General features: G+C 69.8%; 15 protein-coding genes. 6 read left to right on the top strand and 9 right to left on the bottom strand.

All coding sequences use genetic code 11. The features are described 5' to 3' along the window. The gene (locus KRR26_RS17355; RefSeq protein ID WP_217080344.1) at positions 1-1,959 is read right to left on the bottom strand and encodes an ABC-F family ATP-binding cassette domain-containing protein; all 1,959 of its coding nucleotides are present in this window, start codon (positions 1,957-1,959) and stop codon (positions 1-3) included. Positions 1,960-2,213: 254 nt separating this feature from the next. Here KRR26_RS17355 and KRR26_RS17350 point away from each other — a divergent pair, with 254 nt between their 5' ends. Further along, entirely contained in the window at positions 2,214-3,815 is a 1,602-nt protein-coding gene (locus tag KRR26_RS17350) for a serine/threonine-protein kinase (RefSeq protein WP_233577441.1), read from the top strand. A 27-nt stretch (positions 3,816-3,842) separates the two neighbouring features. Here KRR26_RS17350 and KRR26_RS17345 read toward each other — a convergent pair whose 3' ends face one another. Further along, a complete protein-coding gene (locus tag KRR26_RS17345) occupies positions 3,843-4,571 on the bottom strand; it encodes an SIR2 family NAD-dependent protein deacylase (RefSeq protein ID WP_217080343.1) in 729 nt (242 codons plus the stop codon). Positions 4,572-4,644: 73 nt separating this feature from the next. Between KRR26_RS17345 and KRR26_RS17340 the strand changes: the two genes are divergently transcribed. Further along, complete coding sequence (locus KRR26_RS17340; RefSeq protein WP_217080342.1) at positions 4,645-5,139, top strand: GAF domain-containing protein; 495 nt, start codon at positions 4,645-4,647, stop codon at positions 5,137-5,139. Between the two features lie 13 nt (positions 5,140-5,152). Here KRR26_RS17340 and KRR26_RS17335 read toward each other — a convergent pair whose 3' ends face one another. Beyond that, positions 5,153-6,070, bottom strand: a complete 918-nt coding sequence (locus KRR26_RS17335) for a pseudouridine-5'-phosphate glycosidase (protein WP_120209984.1) — start codon at positions 6,068-6,070, stop codon at positions 5,153-5,155. Between the two features lie 101 nt (positions 6,071-6,171). Here KRR26_RS17335 and KRR26_RS17330 point away from each other — a divergent pair, with 101 nt between their 5' ends. Beyond that, positions 6,172-7,083: a DMT family transporter gene (locus KRR26_RS17330; protein ID WP_233577442.1), complete on the top strand. Its 912-nt coding sequence runs from the start codon at positions 6,172-6,174 to the stop codon at positions 7,081-7,083. 3 nt (positions 7,084-7,086) lie between these two features. Here the strand turns inward: KRR26_RS17330 and KRR26_RS17325 are convergent, their stop codons facing one another. From KRR26_RS17325 to KRR26_RS17315, 3 genes are read right to left on the bottom strand one after another with little or no spacing between them, the layout of a single operon-like run. Then, positions 7,087-8,793, bottom strand: a complete 1,707-nt coding sequence (locus tag KRR26_RS17325; protein WP_217080341.1) for a sigma-54-dependent Fis family transcriptional regulator — start codon at positions 8,791-8,793, stop codon at positions 7,087-7,089. Positions 8,794-8,835: 42 nt separating this feature from the next. Then, positions 8,836-10,008: a DUF2314 domain-containing protein gene (locus tag KRR26_RS17320; RefSeq protein ID WP_120209987.1), complete on the bottom strand. Its 1,173-nt coding sequence runs from the start codon at positions 10,006-10,008 to the stop codon at positions 8,836-8,838. Then, a complete protein-coding gene (locus KRR26_RS17315) occupies positions 10,008-10,622 on the bottom strand; it encodes a deoxynucleoside kinase (RefSeq protein WP_217080340.1) in 615 nt (204 codons plus the stop codon). The genes KRR26_RS17320 and KRR26_RS17315 overlap by 1 nt, the downstream gene beginning before the upstream one ends. Before the next feature lie 217 nt (positions 10,623-10,839). On the opposite strand from KRR26_RS17315, the gene KRR26_RS17310 reads away from it, so the two are divergent. The 3 genes from KRR26_RS17310 (at position 10,840) to KRR26_RS17300 (ending at position 13,712) form a co-directional block, all read left to right on the top strand. Continuing rightward, positions 10,840-11,637 (top strand): lysophospholipid acyltransferase family protein, encoded by a 798-nt coding sequence (locus KRR26_RS17310; RefSeq protein WP_217080396.1) that lies wholly within the window; start codon positions 10,840-10,842, stop codon positions 11,635-11,637. Positions 11,638-11,645: 8 nt separating this feature from the next. Beyond that, entirely contained in the window at positions 11,646-13,016 is a 1,371-nt protein-coding gene (locus tag KRR26_RS17305) for a tetratricopeptide repeat protein (RefSeq protein WP_217080339.1), read from the top strand. A 147-nt stretch (positions 13,017-13,163) separates the two neighbouring features. After that, positions 13,164-13,712: a hypothetical protein gene (locus KRR26_RS17300; protein ID WP_236068719.1), complete on the top strand. Its 549-nt coding sequence runs from the start codon at positions 13,164-13,166 to the stop codon at positions 13,710-13,712. A 63-nt stretch (positions 13,713-13,775) separates the two neighbouring features. Here KRR26_RS17300 and rplQ read toward each other — a convergent pair whose 3' ends face one another. The 3 genes from rplQ to rpsD form a co-directional block, all read right to left on the bottom strand. Then, a complete protein-coding gene (gene rplQ, locus KRR26_RS17295) occupies positions 13,776-14,195 on the bottom strand; it encodes a 50S ribosomal protein L17 (RefSeq protein ID WP_120209991.1) in 420 nt (139 codons plus the stop codon). 187 nt (positions 14,196-14,382) lie between these two features. Next, on the bottom strand, positions 14,383-15,405 hold the full coding sequence (locus tag KRR26_RS17290) for a DNA-directed RNA polymerase subunit alpha (protein ID WP_120209992.1): 1,023 nt from the start codon (positions 15,403-15,405) through the stop codon (positions 14,383-14,385). Between the two features lie 198 nt (positions 15,406-15,603). After that, complete coding sequence (gene rpsD, locus KRR26_RS17285) at positions 15,604-16,230, bottom strand: 30S ribosomal protein S4 (protein ID WP_120209993.1); 627 nt, start codon at positions 16,228-16,230, stop codon at positions 15,604-15,606. Between the last annotated feature and the right edge of the window lie 27 nt (positions 16,231-16,257).

Here is a 16,257-nt window from a genome sequence, read left to right as displayed (position 1 = left end):
TCAGCTGGAGGCCTGCGCCAGCTTCTCCTGCGCCGCCTCCCAGCGCGCGTAGAGCTCTTCCAGCTCCGCCTTGGCATCTCGGTGCTGATCCATCAGTGGCTTGGCCCGCGCGAAGTCGTTGTAGAGGTCTGGATCCGCGAGCTGGGCCTCGCGCGTCTTCTGCGCGGCCTCCACCTCGGCGATGCGGGCCTCCAACCTGGCGATCTCCTTCTTGATGGGGCCCTCGACCACGCTGCGCCGCTGACGTGCCTCCGCCTCCAGGCGCTTGCGGTCCTTCTCCGTCATGGGCGCGGTGGAGCCCCGCTCGCCCTTGCCCGAGAGGCCCTGGGCCTCGGCCTCCGCGGCCAGCCGTTGCTGCTGCTGATGGTAGAGGTAGTCGTCGAGGTTGCCCGGATGTGGCGTCAGCTTGCCGTCCGCGACCTCCCAGACGTGGGTGCACAGGCCGTTGATGAAGCTGCGGTTGTGGCTGACGAAGAGGAGCGTGCCGCCGTAGCCCTTGAGGGCCTCGATCAGCATCTCGGACGAGTCCAGGTCCAAGTGGTTGGTGGGCTCGTCCATCAGCAGGAAGTTGGACGGAACGAGCAGGAGCTTGGCGAGCGCCACGCGCGCCCGCTCCCCGCCGCTGAGCACGCCAATAGGCTTGTCCACGTCATCGCCGCTGAAGAGGAACGCGCCCAGCACGCCGCGCACGTAGCTCTGCGGCTTGTCTGGAGCGAGCGGCAGCATCTCCTCCAGGATGGTGTTGTTCCGGTTGAGCTTGTCCGCGTGGTGCTGCGCGTAATAGCCCACCACCACGTTGTGCCCGAGCGTCACGGTGCCGGAATCCGGCGTCAGCTCGCCCGCCACCATCTTCAGGAGCGTCGTCTTGCCCGCGCCGTTGGCGCCCACCACGGCGATGCGCTGGCCTCGCTCCAGACGCGCCTGAAGGCCGTCGTAGACCGTGAGCGCGCCGTAGCGCTTGGTGATGCCCTCCATCACGACGACGTCGCGCCCGCTCCGCTCCACCTCGGGGAAGCGGAACTTCATCGTCGCCCGCTCCTCCAGCACCTGCACCTTCTCCATCTTGGCGAGCATCTTCGCGCGGCTCTGCGCCTGGCGGGCCTTGGTGGCCTTCGCGCCGAACCGGTCGATGAAGCCTTGCAGCTCCGCGCGCCGCGCCTCCACGCGCTCCGCCTTCGCCTGGAGCAGCACCATCTCCTCGGCGCGCAGGCGCTTGTAGTCGTCGTAGTTGCCGGCGTACTCGCGCACGCCCTCCATCTCCAGTGACACCACCCGGTTGATCTGCCGGTTGAGGAAGTCGCGATCGTGGGAGATGAGCACCATCGCCTTGTTGGAGCGGCGCAGGAAGTCGTCGAACCACGCGAGCGTGGGCACGTCCAGGTGGTTGGTGGGCTCGTCCAGGAGGAGCAGGTCCGGGTCCTGGAGCAGCAGGCCCGCCAGCGCCGCGCGCATGCGCCAGCCACCCGAGAGGGCCGCGGTGGGCTTCACCAAGTCCATGTCACGGAAGCCCAGCCCCTTGAGGATGCGCTCCGCGTGGTGGCGGCCGTAGCGGTTCTCGAAGTCGTCCAACTCCGCGTGGAGGTCCGCCAGGGACTGGGCCAGCTCGAGCTGATCCTCCTCGTCCGTCGCGGCGGCGAGCGCCTGCTCGGTCTCCCGCAGGCGGGCCTCCAGGCCATCCCGGCCCGGCACGGTGCTCATCACCGCCTCGACGACCGTCCCGTCTGGCAGCCCGGCGATCTCCTGGGGCAGGTACCCGGCCCGGGCCCGGCGGCTGTACTGGATGGTGCCCGAGTCGGGCTGGCTCGCCCCAGCCAGGATCTTCATCAGGGAGCTCTTGCCCGTCCCGTTGGCCCCCACCAATCCCACCCGGTCCCGAGGGCCCAGGGTGAAGCTGTCCTCGTCGAAGAGGACCTTCTTTCCATACGCGAGGCTGATGTCCTGGGCGATGACGAGGCTCATGGCGGCCCGGGGAGATAACAGCCCGCCCACCTTCCGGAAACGGCAGAAATGACCGCCTGGCCGGTCTAGGGCCCACCTCCCCGTTGGGCCCCGCCCTGGGCTTGCCTATACTCCGCCCACCCATGGCCGCCCCTTGCCCTCACTGTGGAAGTACCGACGGACCCGATCACCTCTGCGCCGCGCAGAGCCTCCAGCTCCTCGGCCAGGTGCTCGACGGGCGATACAAGATTGAAAGCGTGTTGGGCCAGGGCGGCATGGGAATGGTCTTCCGGGCCACCCAGACGTCCGTGCAGCGGCCCGTCGCGGTGAAGACGCTCAACCCCTCGCTGGCCGCCGCGCCGCAGTTCTTCGAGCGCTTCCGTCGCGAGGCGGAGATCGCCAGCCGCCTGCGCCACCCGAACGTCATCACCATCTTCGACTTCGGCCGCGCGCCCGACGGCACCTGCTACTACGTGATGGAGCTGCTCCAGGGCGAGAGCCTCAAGGAGCTGGTCAAGCGCGAAGGCCCCATGTCGCTGCGTCGCGCGGTGAACGTCATCGAGCAGGCCACGCTCGGTCTGGCGCACGCGCATGAGGAAGGCTGCGTCCACCGCGACCTCAAGCCGCACAACATCATGCTGATGGGCCTGGACGGCCGCGACTTCGTCAAGGTGTTGGACTTCGGCCTCGTGAAGGCGCTGGAGCAGGAGGAGGAAGAGCAGCTCACCTCCACCGGACAGGTCCTCGGCACCCCGCAGTACATGCCGCCCGAGCAAGCCGGTGGCGAGTCGGTGGATCAGCGCTCCGACCTCTATTCGATGTCGGGCGTGCTGTACTTCTGCCTCACGGGCAGCTCGCCGTTCGGCGCGAACACGGTGCGCAAGGCGCTCACCGCGTCGCTCACGCAGCCCGTCCCGCCCGTCAACAGCAAGCGCCAGGGCGCGCCTGTGCCCGCGGCGCTCGACGCGTTCTTCGCGAAGGCCCTCGCTCCGGAGAAGGAGGACCGCTACCAGAATGCCCAGGAGTTCATCGACGCGATGCTGGACACGGTCGCGGACCTCTCGCCGGAGGAGCTGGATGCGCGGCCCAGCGGCGGCGCGACCGGCTCCGAGCGCGGCACCGGCAGCCGGCCCGGCGTGGGGTCGGGAAGCCGCGCGGGCTCGGGCAGCCGCGTCGGTGCGCGGGCTTCGGGCAGCGGAAGTGGTGTGCGCTCGGGCTCGCGCGTGGGCCAGCAGGGCCGCGCCGCGGGCTCCGCGCCGTCCAACGTCATCGTGCAGCAGAGTCGGCCGACGGGCAGCGGCAGCCAGCCCTCCTCCGTGGGCCGGCCCCGTCCCGCGGCCCCCAAGGCCGCGCCCCCGCCGCCTCCCCCCGAGCCCGAGGGGATGTCCGCGGGCAAGAAGGTGGCGCTGGTGGCCGTGCCCGTCGTGCTGCTCGGGCTGGGCGCGGCGATCCTCTTCGGGCGCTCGTCCGGTGAGGAGCTGACGCCACCGCCCACCGTCGTCGAGGCGCCCTCGCACCCCACGACCCAGGTGGCCCCGCCCGTCGTCGTCTCCCCCCCGACGAACACCGCGACCGCCGAGGCCCAGCAAGTGTCCGTGGAGTTCACCTCCACGCCCTCGGGCGTGGCCATCCTGGACGGCGCCGAGCAGATCGGCACCACGCCGACGAAGCTCCTCTTGTCGCGCGAGGGCCAGCACGTGCTGAAGTTCCAGCTCGCCGGCTATCACTCGCAGGAGCGCACGCTGAACTTCAGCCGCGTGGCGGAGCTGACGCAGAAGGTGGACGTCACCCTGGAGTCCGCCACCCGGACCGCGCCGCCCCCCCGCCCGCGAGGGAAGCCGGGGGGCTCGCAGCCGGACATCAGCACCTTCGAGTAGGCCGCGAGGCCCGGACGTCCTCCGGGCCTACGCGAGCGTCGCGAGCCGGGGCAGCAGTTCGCCGCTCCGGCCCTGGACGAAGTGACGGAAGCGCTCGGCGTTCTCGGGTGGATCGAAGTTGACGAGCCACGTCTCGCCGCCGAGCTTCCGCACCTGATCCACCAGCCCGGCGGCTGGCCACACCGCCCCGGAGGTTCCCGCCGCCAGGAAGACGAGCTTGCCGTCGCCGCGGGTGAGGAATTCGCCGATGCGCCCGAGGTCGGCCTCGTCGAGGTTCTCTCCGAACCAGACGATGTGCGGACGCAGGGAGCCTCCGCACGCGCCACAGCGAGGCACCGTGCCCTCGGGGTACACGGTCGTGTCGTCCATGGGAGGCCGCTCGCAGTTCGAGCAGCGCGTCTTGAACAGGTTGCCGTGCATCTCCACCACGCGCTGGCTGCCCGCGCGTTGGTGCAGGCCGTCCACGTTCTGGGTGGCCAGGAGGAAGCGGTCGCCCAGGTGTCTCTCCCACTCGGCGAGCGCGGTGTGCCCGGGGTTGGGGTGGACGCCCGCGGCCCCTTCGCGACGCTGGGAGTAGAAGCGCCACACCCGAACCGGGTCCTCCGTGAAGCCCTGCGGCGAGGCGACCTCCTCCACCGGGCGGTTCTCCCAGAGTCCGCCCATGCCTCGGAAGGTAGGAACTCCACTCTCGGCGGAGACACCCGCGCCGGTGAGCACCAGCAAGCGCGTGCTCGAATCAAGGATGAGCGATTTCATGAGGCTCCCGTGCCAGGCGCCGCTTGGACTGTTAAATGCGGGCGGCCCCCTGCCGAATCATAAGGACGTCACCATGGCGGAAGTCACCCTGGAGTTGCGAGGCCGCCCCAAGGCCGAGGCCTACACGGAACTCAAGTCGCACACGCTGGCGATCCTCGAGGGCGTGGACGACGACATCTGCGCCATGGCGACGATGAGCTGCCTGTTGCACCACGCCTTCGGCCACCTGTGGACGGGCTTCTACCGCGTGGTGACTCCGGGGAAGTTGCTGCGCGTGGGACCCTACCAAGGGACGCTCGGCTGCCTGGAGATCTCCTTCGGCAAGGGAGTGTGCGGGACGTCCGCCGCGCGGGGGGAGACGGTGGTGGTGGCAGACGTGCACGCCTTCCCCGGGCACATCACGTGTGACGGGCGCTCGGCGTCGGAGATCGTGGTGCCCGTGTTCGGGAAGAACCGCGAACTCATCGCGGTGCTCGACATCGACTCCGAGCACAAGAACACGTTCGACGACGTGGACCGCCGCGCGCTGGAGGACCTGCTGAGCTGGTTCCAGCGCGCGACGAAGTAGCGACCGCGAACGCTCAGCGCTTCGCCGCGCGCGCGTAGGCCACGGCCAGCGCGCCGGCGAACCGGGCGTTGTTGACGAGCAGCGCCAGGTTCGTCTTGAGGCTCTTGCCGCCGGTGCGCTTGGCCATTTCGCCCAGGAGAAAGGGCGTCACCGCCTTGCCGCGCACGCCCTGCTTCTCCGCATCCGCGAGCGCCGAGGCGATGTGCAGCTCCACCTCGTTGCGAGGCAGCGCGGCCTCCTCGGGAGGCGGAACCGTGTAGAGCACCCCGCCCTGCCCCAGCGCCTCGAAGCGGGCTTGGGCGATGCGCGCGGCGGTGTCCGCGTCGTCCGCGCGGTGCTCCAGCGGAATGCCCGAGGAGCGGCTGTAGAAGGACGGCAGCTCGTCCGTGCCCACGCCAATGACGGGCACGCCGGCGGTCTCCAGCAGCTCCATCGTCTTGGGCAGGTCGAGCACGGACTTCGCGCCCGCGCACACCACGGCCACCGGGTAGCGAGCCAGCGCGGCGATGTCCTGCGAGATGTCCCAGTGCTCGGAAGCACCGCGGTGCACGCCGCCAATCCCCCCGGTGGAGAACACGCGGATGCCCGCCGCGGCGGCCAGCTCGCACGTCGCGCTGACGGTCGTGCCCCCGCTCGCGCGCTGGGCCACCGCCACCGCGAGATCGCGAGAGCCGAGCTTCAGGAGCTTCTCCTTGCCCTCGGCCAGGCGACGAAGGGCCGCGTCCTCCAGGCCAATCCAGACCTCGCCATCCACCACCGCGATGGGCGCGGGCACGGCCCCCGCGCGCCGCACGGCCTCCTCGCAGGCCCGAGCCGCCGCGAGGTTCTCCGGATAGGGCAGTCCCTGCGCCACCACGCTCGTCTCCAACGCCACGAGCGGCTGCCCCTTCGCCAACGCGCGCCGCACCTCATCCGAAAAGTGGAAGTCCATGGCCGGCATTTACCCCAGCCACGGGGCAAGGGGACAAGCCCCGACGCGCGAGTCGCACGGCCATTGCGCCCAGAACCCGTCCGCCCTATGCCGGCACCACCGTGTCCCTCTCCACTCCGTCCGCGGCGAGCGCCGCTCCAGCGCGCACCTTCACCTCCTCGGACGCGGCGATGCTGGGCGTCGTCCTCGTCTGGGGGACGAACTACACCCTGGTGAAGGAGGCCCTGGGGAGCATGCCGCCCCTGGCCTTCATCTCGATTCGCTTCGCGCTGGCGGCAATGGCCATGGGCGCGCTGCTGCTGGCCGTCGAGGGTTGGAAGCCCCTCCCCTGGAAGACGCTGGCGCGGCTGGGCGTGCTGGGGATGGTGGGCAACACCGTGTACCAGGTGCTGTTCATCAGCGGGCTGGCCCACACGACGGCGGCGAACACCGGGATGCTGACCGCGGTGACGCCGGTGATGATCGCCGTGCTCGGCGCGGCGCTCGGCGTGGAGCGCATCACCCGCTCCCTCGTGGTGAGCCTGGTGTTGGCCGTGGTGGGCATGGTGCTCGTGGTGAGCGTGCGCGGCCCGGAGCTGAGCGCCCAGACCCGCTGGGGCGACACCCTCATCCTCGGCTCATCCGTCTGTTGGGCCCTCTACACCGTGGGCATCCGGACGGTGGGCCCCGAGGTGTCCGCGCTGCGCATCACCGCCCTGAGCATGCTCACCGGCGCGCCGGGCGTGGTGCTGGCGGGCGCGCGCGAGGTGCAAGCCCTCGACTTCTCCCAGGTCAGCACGGGCGCCTGGGTGGCCCTGGTGTACTCGGCGCTGATTCCCCTGGTGGCGGCGTACTTCCTCTGGGGGCGCAGCGTGCAGAAGGTGGGCACCAACCGAACGGCCCTCTACAACACGGGCGTGCCCGTCGTGGCCGCCCTCACCGCCTGGGCCGTGCGGGGCGAGCAGCCCACCGCGCCGCAGGCCCTGGGCACAGCGTTCATCCTCACCGGCGTGCTGCTCAGCCGACGGAAGTGAGCGTCACTCGCCGCGTCCGCGCGGCACCAGCAGCGTGTGCTCGGCGAGCTTGCGGTCCAGGGTGGGACGGCCAATGCCCAGCAGCTCCGCCGCGCGAGCCTTCATGCCCCCCGCCTCCCGCAGCGCCTCGGCGATGGCGTCGCGTTCCAGCCGAGCCACCCGCTCCGCCAAGGTCCGCGGAGCGCCCCCCAGTTGCAGCTCCACGGGCAGCTGCGCCATGCCCACGGGAGACCCCGCATGGACGCGCCCCAGTCGCTCGGCGAGCAACTCGACCTCGCGCACATTGTGGGGCCACGCATAGTCCACGAGCAGGCACCGCGCCTCGGCGGTGAGCAAGGGCGCCATCTGCCGCACCTGCCTCGCGGCGCGCGCGGCGAAGTGCTCGAACAGGACCGGCGCGTCCGCGCTGCGCTCCCGCAAGGGCGGCACGGACATCTCAAAGCCCACCAACACCCGCGCCAGCGTCGCGCTCCCACCCGAGCGAGCCAGCGGCACCACCGCGGTGGCGAGCACGCGCACATCCACGGGCTCCTCGCCGCCTTGTCGCGCCGGGGCCGACCGTCGCGCCAACATGCCCGCGAGCCGTTCCGCCAACGGGCTCGGCAACGCGTCCACGTGCAGCAGGAGCAGCGAGCCTCCGTCCGCGCGCAGCACGGCGGACGTCAGCGGAGGGTGCCCCGGCTCGCTGGCGCGCCCGAAGAGCGCCGCCTCGACCTGCTCGAACGCGCCCCGGCAATCCACCGTCACCAGGGGCCCCAGAGCCCGAGGCGAGCGCGCATGGACGAACCGCGCGAGCACGGCCTTGCCCACTCCGGGCTCACCCGCCACCACCACCGGGGCGGCGCTGGCCGCCGCACGCCGGGCCTCCTCCAAGAGCGCCCGCCACGGCCGGGACGTCCCCACGGGCGTGGGCCACGCATCCGCCTCGTCTCCATCAGTGCGCGAGCGCACCGCGGCCAGGGCCTCGCCCCCCATTCGCCCGAGCGCGGCCAGCAGTTGCCCCTCCCCATCGGTGAAGTCGGGCTCGGCGCGCTCCACGTACACCACGCCCGAGGGCATCCCTCCCGAGGCGACGAGCGGTGCGCACAGCGAGGTGCCCTGCTGGACGAGCTCCTTGCCCTCCAGTGACGCCTGCGCCATCGCGCTCGGGACATCCACCGTCGCAGCGCCAGCGGCGGCACCGGTGCGCAGCCCCTCCGGCCCACCGCCGAGCAGCGCCGCGGCGCGATCCGCGTTGAGCGCATGGGACACCTCCTCCGCCAACCGCCGCAGCACCATGGCGGTGCTGGTGGCCCCCAGCAGCGCCGTCCCCGCCGAGTAGAGCGCCGCGGCCGTCCCCACGTGCGGCAGAACCTCCTCGATGGGCACATGCGTGGGAGGCACCGAGGGCCGCGCCGTCACGGACTCATCAACGATGGAGACAGGCGGCGGCTCGAAGACCGCGAGCGTCGTCCCCACGCGCACCTGGTCCCCGGGAACGAGCAGGACCTCCGCGTCGATGCGCTGCCCGTTGACGAGCGTCCCGTTGCGCGAGCCCAGGTCGCGGATTCGCGCCTGTCCCGCGGAAAGCGTCAGCAGCGCATGGCGGCGGGAGGCCTGCTCATCCTCGAGCGGAATCTCGCACGAGGGGCTGCGACCGATGGTCACCTGCGGCGTCAGCTCGAAGCGACGCCCCGCGGAAGGCCCGGTGAGCAGCAGGAGCGCCGGCATGGAGCCAAGAGCCTACAGCCGCGTCCGCCCCGGGCAAGCACCCTACATCGGGCGTTCTGCGTCCATCAGCGCGCGAATCTCCTTCTCGTCCAGCGCGCGCCCCTCGCGGGTGATGGCCAGGGCGTTGACCTGCTTCTCCTCCACCTCCACGTGGGCCCCCTTGCGCCACTCGGTGGTGTGTACGGCGCCGTCCACCAGCTTGCCCACCACCGAGCCCTCGTCCCGGGTGACCACCTCGAGCCAGAGCTGCTCCACCACCGTCTCGCCGTCGGGGTGCGTGTCGAAGGGCGCGCGCACCAGGAAGGTCAGCGGCTCCATCAACCCCTTGCGCTGGAAGCGCGCCAGGAAGGCGGGCAGCAGGGCCTGCGCCTCCCGGTGCATGGCCTGGGTCTGCTCCTCCGGCTCCTTCGCGAAGCGCTCGCGGTACGTCGCCAGCAACTCGGACGTGTTGTGGCGCCCCAGCGGAGAGACGACGGTGAGGAACAGCCCCTCATGCCCCTCGAAGGAGTCCAGCGGCACGCCCAGCAGGTTCGCGCGGGCCTCCTCGGACGGCACGAGGGTGAAGGTCTGCCCCTCGCTCGTGGCCATCTCCGAGCGAACGGGCGGCCCCTGGCCGAAGGCCATGTCCGTGCACAGCTCGTTCAGGAAGCTCTCGGCGGCCAAGAGGTCCGCCTCGGCCAGGTGGAAGACCTCCACGTCCCGAGCCCCGAACTTCTCCATCCCGTGCGAGTGCACCCACAGCGGGGTGTCCCCCTCGGTCAGCTCCACCGCGTGCAGGTGCAGGTGGTCCCGGATGTCGAAGTCCAGCTCGGTGATCTCCACCACGTCTTCGGGCTCGTGGAGCTTGAACGCCGAGAGGTCCACCAGCACCCCTGGGACCTGCTCCATCAGCGTGCGCACGGTCCAGAGCGCCTCGAAGACAGGCAAGGTGGGCTGCGCCCCTCCGGGCTCCAGCGTCAGGCGGTAGAAGGCCTGGGCCTTGCCCAGGCGCGCGAAGGCCTCGGGGCTGCCGCTGTACTGCGCGGGGTTCGCCTCCAGCCGTGGCACGTCGGGGCCATCCAGCACCACCCGGACCTCGGAGCCATCCGCCTTGACGGTGAAGCCCTCGCCATCCGCGTGGGGCGAGAACTCGACCTCGTCGGTGGCGAACGCGGCGCGCAGGGCCTCCAGCGGAGGCGGTCCCGCCAGCTCTGTCGCCAGGAGGTAGACCTCCATCACAGGTGCTTCTCGATCTGCCGGAAGAGGTCCACGCGGTCCACCAGGTTGGTCAGGTAGTCGAGCTTGTCCGTGGGGAGCACCAGCACGGGGGACATGGAGTAGGTGGAGAACCACTCCTCATAAAGCGTGTTGAGGCGCTTGAGGTAGTTGGTCGGGATGTCCTTTTCCATGGCGCGACCGCGCAGCTTGATGCGCTCGCGGAGCGTCGGGACCGGACAGCGCAGGTAGATCATCAGGTCCGGGGGCGTAAGCGCCTGGGAGATGGTCTCATACAGCTCGCGGTAGGTCTGCCAGTCGCGCTTGTCGATGAGCCGCTGTCGGTGGAGGTTCTTGGCGAAGATCTCCGCGTCCTCGTAGAGGGTGCGATCCTGCAGCACCGTGCCCGGGGACTTCTCCAGTTGTCGATGCAGGCGGAACTTGTGGGTCAGGAAGAAGAGCTGCGAGCGGAACGCCCACGTCTTCATGTCCTTGTAGAAGTCCGCCAGATAGGGGTTCTGATCATTGGGCTCGAAGTAGGGCGTGAGCCCGTACTTCCGGCACAGGAAGGACGTGAGCTCCGTCTTCCCGGCACCGATGTTGCCCGCGATCGCGATGAACTTTTTCCTGGGCACGCCACCCTTGCTTGTAACCCCGCCGAGCGGCGCGCACCAGAACCAACGTGAAGGGGGACGTGGTAGATACGCGACATGCCCCTGCCTCCTCCTGCCTGGCCCACGTCGGGCGGCGCCCCCCATCGTGAGGTGCCCGCCTGCCCGCCGGGTGAGGAAGGGCCCCGGCCCCCTGGCCCGCGCGCCCGCCGGGGCGGATGGTAAGAGAGGGAGTCTCATGTTGCGCAAGCTGTTCTGCATGTTCGTGGCCGCGTTCTGGACCCTGGCGTGTTTTCCACTCGCCATGCTGGCCATGTTGTTCACGCTGAACCCGGACGGCTCGGTGTGGGTGGCGCGGCGGCTGTGGTCGCCCGTGCTCCTGTGGGCGGGCGGCGCTCGCCTGGAGGTCCTCGGCTCCGAGAACGTCGACCCCCGCCGGCCGACCATCTACGTGGCCAACCACCAGTCGACCATCGACATCCCCGCCCACTTCGTCGCCGTGCCGGTCAACTTCCGCTACGTGGCCAAGAGCCAGTTGCGCTGGGTGCCGCTCATCGGCTGGTACCTGAGCATCGCGGGCCACATCTTCATCAATCGCGGCAACCGGGCGTCCGCCATCGACTCGCTGACGAAGGCGGCGAACAAGGTCCGCGCCGGCACGAGCATCTTCCTGTACCCCGAGGGGACCCGCTCCGTGGACGGCCGCGTGCTGCCCTTCAAAAAGGGGCCCTTCGCCCTGGCGCTGAAGGCCGGCGTGGCCGTCTGCCCGGTCACCATTGAGGGCTCGGCAAACCTGATGCCGAAGAACTCGTGGAACATCACGCCCGGGCCGGTGCGCGTGAAGATTGGCAAGCCCATCGACCCGAAGGTCTTCGCCGAGGACGACCGGGCGGGACTGGCCCGAGCCGTGCGCGACGTCATCCTGGCCGACAACGTCGCCCTCGGCGGCCCCGGGGGAGACCCGGAGGACGCGATCGCCGCCCCGGGCCAGGAGGGCACCAGCCTCCGACCGCACCTCTCCTCTCCCACTGGAACGTGAGTCCGACGATGCGCAGGCCCCTCTCTCCCCTCCCCACCTGGGCACTCGCGGCTGCCCTGGGCCTGACCGCCCTGGGCTGTGGCCACGGCACGAGCGCAGGAGGTCGCGCCCTGGATGCCCGGGAGCAGGCGCGCGCGTACCTGGACGCCAACAAGCCCGAAAAGGCCCTGTCGCTGCTGCGAGACCTGCACGCCAGCGCCCCCGATGACGTGGACGTCGCGAGGGCCCTCACCGAGGCCCACGTGAAGCTCGGCCAGGCGGACGCGTGGATCTCCGAGCTGAAGCAGCGCCTGGCGAGCCAGGAGCGCGCCGTGGACCAGTACATGCTGGGACTCGCGCTCTTCTCGCGGGCCAAGGACGCGGGCGCGCCCTCCGTGACCGCCTTCGAGCGGGCCATCGCGCTGGCCCCCACCGTCGGCGAGTATCACTACCGCCTCGGGCTGGCCCGACTGGAGTCGGAGCAGTACGCGGACGCTGTCCCCCCCCTTCGGCACGCCACCGAGCTCGCCCCGGAGCGGACCGGCTGGCGCCTCCCCCTGGCCAAGGCGCTGCACCGCACCGGCGACGCACCGGGCGCAGTGGCGGCGCTGGGCACGCTCGTGCGCGGCGGCGCAACGCCTGGAGAGGTCGTCACCGCCCGCGCGCTGATGGATCAGATCGCCGACCCCTTCGCGGGCTTCCCCAAGGCCGCCGAGCCCAAGCTCGAGGAGGGCATGCGCTTTCTGCGTGAGCAGGACGCGCCGCAGAACGCCGTCCTCTGCTTCGAGGAGATCCTCCACGACTACCCCGACCTCGCAGTGGTGCACGCCCTGCTGGGGCTGGCCTATCAGCGCCTGGACGACGCGGGCCGGGCCATGGACGAGTTCAGCCAGGCCATCGAGCGCGCGCCCCAGGACGGGAAGAACCAGCTCTACCTCGGTGAGCTCTACCTGTCGCGCCAGCGCCCCGACGCCGCCCGAGCAGCGTTCGAGAAGGCCGTGAACCTGAACCCCGTGCTGGACCTCGCGTGGTTCCGCCTGGGCGACCTCAACCTGGATCGCCACGACCTCACGGCCGCGCGCGAGGCCTTCCGGGTGGCCACGGTCCTGCAACCAGACGCGGTCGCCCCTCGGGGCAAGCTCGCGCTCGTGTACCAGTTGGAGGGTGACTACGCCGCCACGGAGCGGGAGCTGCGCCGGGTGTTGGACAAGGACCCGGACAACACCGAGTTCTCCCTCCGCCTGGGGCTCCTCTTCACGGAGCAAGCCCTCAAGTCCCGGCGCCCCGAGGAGCGCAAGAAAGCCACGGGCGAGGCCGAGCAGTGGCTGGGGAAGGTGCTGGAGACCCAGCCAGACAACGCGGTCGCCAGTCGAGCGTTGCAGCAGCTCAAGGGCCAGTAGCCACGCGCGGGGCAGGCCCTCTACACTCCGGGCCCGATGAGCGACGCGCGAAAGCCCGCCCCCGCTGTACCGTCAGCGACGCGAGGGCCCTCCCCCACCTCGGGCTCCCAGCCCCGCACGCCGACGAATCCCCAAGGGATGCGGGTGATGTCCGCCGCACGGACCGCACCGCAGAACCAGAAGGGCGACGCGGCCCTCGGCAAGCGCGTCGCGTCCGAGGCCTCCAACGTCTTCCTCAACGGCCTCGCCATCCTCAAGGAGATGGTCGCGGACTTCAGTCAGCGCGATCGCTTCTTCAAGTACAAGGTGGGCATCGTCGCGGGATGGATCGCCATCTCCTGCGTCAGCCTCGCCATCGCCTGCCCTGGCCGCTCGCTCCAGACGGGCGACATGGATGCGCGCATCGTCCTGGGCGACAAGCTGGACCGCCCCTCCATCACCATCTGGAACGAGAGCAAGACGCCCTGGCAGGACGTCACCATCATCGTCAATGGCGAGTACCGCGCGGCCGTGGCCGAGGTGAAGGCTGGCGAGTTCGTCACCATCACCCCCAAGCAGCTCCTTGGGGCCAACGGCACCGCGGCCCCCGTGGGCCTCCGCTTCCAGTCGCTCCAGATGCGCAGCGCCCGAGACAGCGCCGACCTCACCAAGGACCTGCAGGAAGAGTGGAGACGCCTGCTGGAGCCCAAGCGCTGAAAGCACGAAGGGCGCCCTCCCGGAAAGGAAGGCGCCCTCGGCAGCCCAGGGGGCTAGAACCGCTTATCCCTCGGACGCAGTCGCCTCGGACTTGTCCTCGTCGGTGCCCTGCACGGGCGCCTTCGCGGGACGGTCCACCAGCTCCAGCAGCGCCATTTCCGCCGCGTCGCCCCGGCGGAAGCCGAGCCGGATGATGCGGGTGTAGCCGCCCGGACGGTTGGCGTAGCGATCCTTGTACTCGCTGAACACCTTCTGCAGCACATCGCGGTCCTTCACGATGCGAGCGGCGAGCCGCACGTTCGCCAGACCACCGCGCTTGCCCAGGGTGATAATGCGCTCCGCCATCTTCCGGGCCTCCTTGGCCTTGGGAAGCGTGGTGCGGATCGCCTGGTGCTCGAGCAGCGAGGTGACCATGTTGTTCAACATCGCGAGCCGGTGGCTCGTGGTGCGGTGCAGCTTCCTCTGTCCAACCTTGTGACGCATGACACGCTCCGGGACCCTCGCGGGCCCCACCACCCCGGCCGTATCAGGTACCGGGTGGGAAAGGCGGACCCGACACACAGGTCCACCGTGGGCAACGGGCCCGTCCTAGCAGGGCCCCCTGCCCTCGCGCCACCATGAACCGTGTCGGGGCGCGAGCGCAGGTGCGGCGAGGTCCAATCCGGGAGGACTAGACCTTGGGCTGCGCGGGAGCCGGCGGGTTCTTCGGCGGCCAGTTCTCCAGCTTCATGCCAAGAGACAGGCCCATCTCCGCCAGGATCTCCTTGATCTCCTTCAGCGACTTGCGGCCGAAGTTCTTCGTCTTCAGCATCTCGGCCTCGGTGCGCTGAACCAGGTCACCAATGGTCTTGATGTTGGCCTGCTGCAGGCAGTTGGCCGAGCGAACCGACAGCTCCAGCTCGTCCACCGAGCGGAACAGGTTCTCGTTGAGCTTGGCCTCTTCCTTCGGGGCCTCGGCGATGACCGGCTCCTCGGTCTCGTCGAAGTTCACGAAAACGGTCAGCTGCTCCTTGATGATCTTCGCCGCGTAGGCCACCGCGTCCTGGGGGGACACGGAGCCGTCGGTCCAGACCTCGAGCGAGAGCTTGTCGTAGTCAGTGACCTGACCGACGCGCGCGTTGGTGACCTGGTAGTTCACCTTGCGGATCGGGGAGAACAGCGAGTCGATGGGGATGGTCCCGATGGGCGCGCCCGCCACCTTGTTCGCGGCCGCCGCCGTATAGCCACGGCCCCGGCGGCACGTCAGCTCCATGCGCACCTTGCCGCCCTCGGACACCGTGCAGATGTGGTGACCCGGGTTGAGGACCTCGACGTCCTGGTCCGTGATGAGGTCGCCCGCCTTGACCTCCTTGGGCCCCTCCACCTCGATGCGCAGCGTCTTGGTCTCGTTGGTGTGCATCCGAAGGAGGACCTCCTTCAGGTTCAGCACCACGTCCGTGACATCCTCCACCACCTCGGGGATGGTGGTGAACTCGTGGTCCACACCCTCGATCTTCACCGAGGTGATCGCCGCGCCCTGCAGCGACGACAGCAGCACCCGCCGCAGCGAGTTGCCCATCGTCGTGCCGAATCCACGCTCCAGCGGCTCCGCCACGAACTTGCCGTAGGTCGGGCTCAGGGAGTCCTGATCCACTTCCATCCGGCGCGGCTTGATGAGGTCACGCCAGTTCTTCGCAACGAACGTATCTGCCATGGTGTACGGCTCCTCGAGACGTGCGCCACCACCGACATCCCCACCGAAGCGGCGGGAGGATGGGCACGCGGGGGTACTGCGTAACGTTCACCACCGGGCGCTTCAAGAAAGCCCAGGGCGACAAAGCACGACGCCCCGGCCTCGTCGGCCAGGGCGTCCACTGCGGCCTGATCCCGGTGAACGGGGTCCGGCGCGAGATTACTTCGAGTACAACTCGACGATGAGCTGCTCCTGGATGGGCATGGTCAGGTCCTCGCGGTTCGGGACCGTCTTGACCGTGCCCTTGAAGGACTTCTTGTCCAGCTCGATCCACTGGGGAACGCCACGGCGGTCCACGGTCTCCAGCGCCTCGGAGATGCGCAGCACCTTGCGGCTCTTCTCCACCACCTCGACCGCGCTGCCCGGCTTCACGGAGAACGACGGGATGTTCACCCGGCGACCGTTCACCTGGAAGTGGCCGTGACGGACCAGCTGACGCGCCTCGTTGCGGGTGTCCGCGAAGCCCATGCGGAACACCACGTTGTCCAGGCGGAGCTCCAGCTGCTGCAGGAGGTTCTCACCCGTCTTGCCCTTGGCGGCAGACGCGCGGTGGTAGTAGCCGCGGAACTGGTTCTCCAGCAGGCCGTACATGCGCTTGACCTTCTGCTTCTCGCGCAGCTGCACGCCGTAGCCAGAGAACTTCACGCGACCCTGGCCGTGCTGGCCAGGAGGATACGGGCGGCGCTCGATGGCACACTTGTCCGTGTAGCAGCGATCGCCCTTGAGATACATCTTCAGGTTCTCGCGCCGGCAAATGCGGCAGGCGCTGGCGGTGTAACGAGCCACTGAAACTCTCCTTGAGGTGGTCTGGAA

Source organism: Citreicoccus inhibens (assembly GCF_019039035.1).
GTDB lineage: Bacteria > Myxococcota > Myxococcia > Myxococcales > Myxococcaceae > Citreicoccus > Citreicoccus inhibens.
The sequence above is the reverse complement of the archived record's forward strand: the minus strand, read 5'-3'. Positions and strand labels throughout refer to the sequence as shown.

Excerpts from the sequence above, each read along its gene's own strand:
- KRR26_RS17355 (WP_217080344.1), bottom strand. The coding sequence starts at position 1,959 with ATGAGCCTCGTCATCGCCCAGGACATCAGCCTCGCGTATGGAAAGAAG.
- KRR26_RS17350 (WP_233577441.1), top strand. The coding sequence starts at position 2,214 with ATGGGAATGGTCTTCCGGGCCACCCAGACGTCCGTGCAGCGGCCCGTC.
- KRR26_RS17345 (WP_217080343.1), bottom strand. The coding sequence starts at position 4,571 with ATGAAATCGCTCATCCTTGATTCGAGCACGCGCTTGCTGGTGCTCACC.
- KRR26_RS17340 (WP_217080342.1), top strand. The coding sequence starts at position 4,645 with ATGGCGGAAGTCACCCTGGAGTTGCGAGGCCGCCCCAAGGCCGAGGCC.
- KRR26_RS17335 (WP_120209984.1), bottom strand. The coding sequence starts at position 6,070 with ATGGACTTCCACTTTTCGGATGAGGTGCGGCGCGCGTTGGCGAAGGGG.
- KRR26_RS17325 (WP_217080341.1), bottom strand. The coding sequence starts at position 8,793 with ATGCCGGCGCTCCTGCTGCTCACCGGGCCTTCCGCGGGGCGTCGCTTC.
- KRR26_RS17320 (WP_120209987.1), bottom strand. The coding sequence starts at position 10,008 with ATGGAGGTCTACCTCCTGGCGACAGAGCTGGCGGGACCGCCTCCGCTG.
- KRR26_RS17305 (WP_217080339.1), top strand. The coding sequence starts at position 11,646 with ATGCGCAGGCCCCTCTCTCCCCTCCCCACCTGGGCACTCGCGGCTGCC.
- KRR26_RS17300 (WP_236068719.1), top strand. The coding sequence starts at position 13,164 with ATGTCCGCCGCACGGACCGCACCGCAGAACCAGAAGGGCGACGCGGCC.
- rplQ (WP_120209991.1), bottom strand. The coding sequence starts at position 14,195 with ATGCGTCACAAGGTTGGACAGAGGAAGCTGCACCGCACCACGAGCCAC.
- KRR26_RS17290 (WP_120209992.1), bottom strand. The coding sequence starts at position 15,405 with ATGGCAGATACGTTCGTTGCGAAGAACTGGCGTGACCTCATCAAGCCG.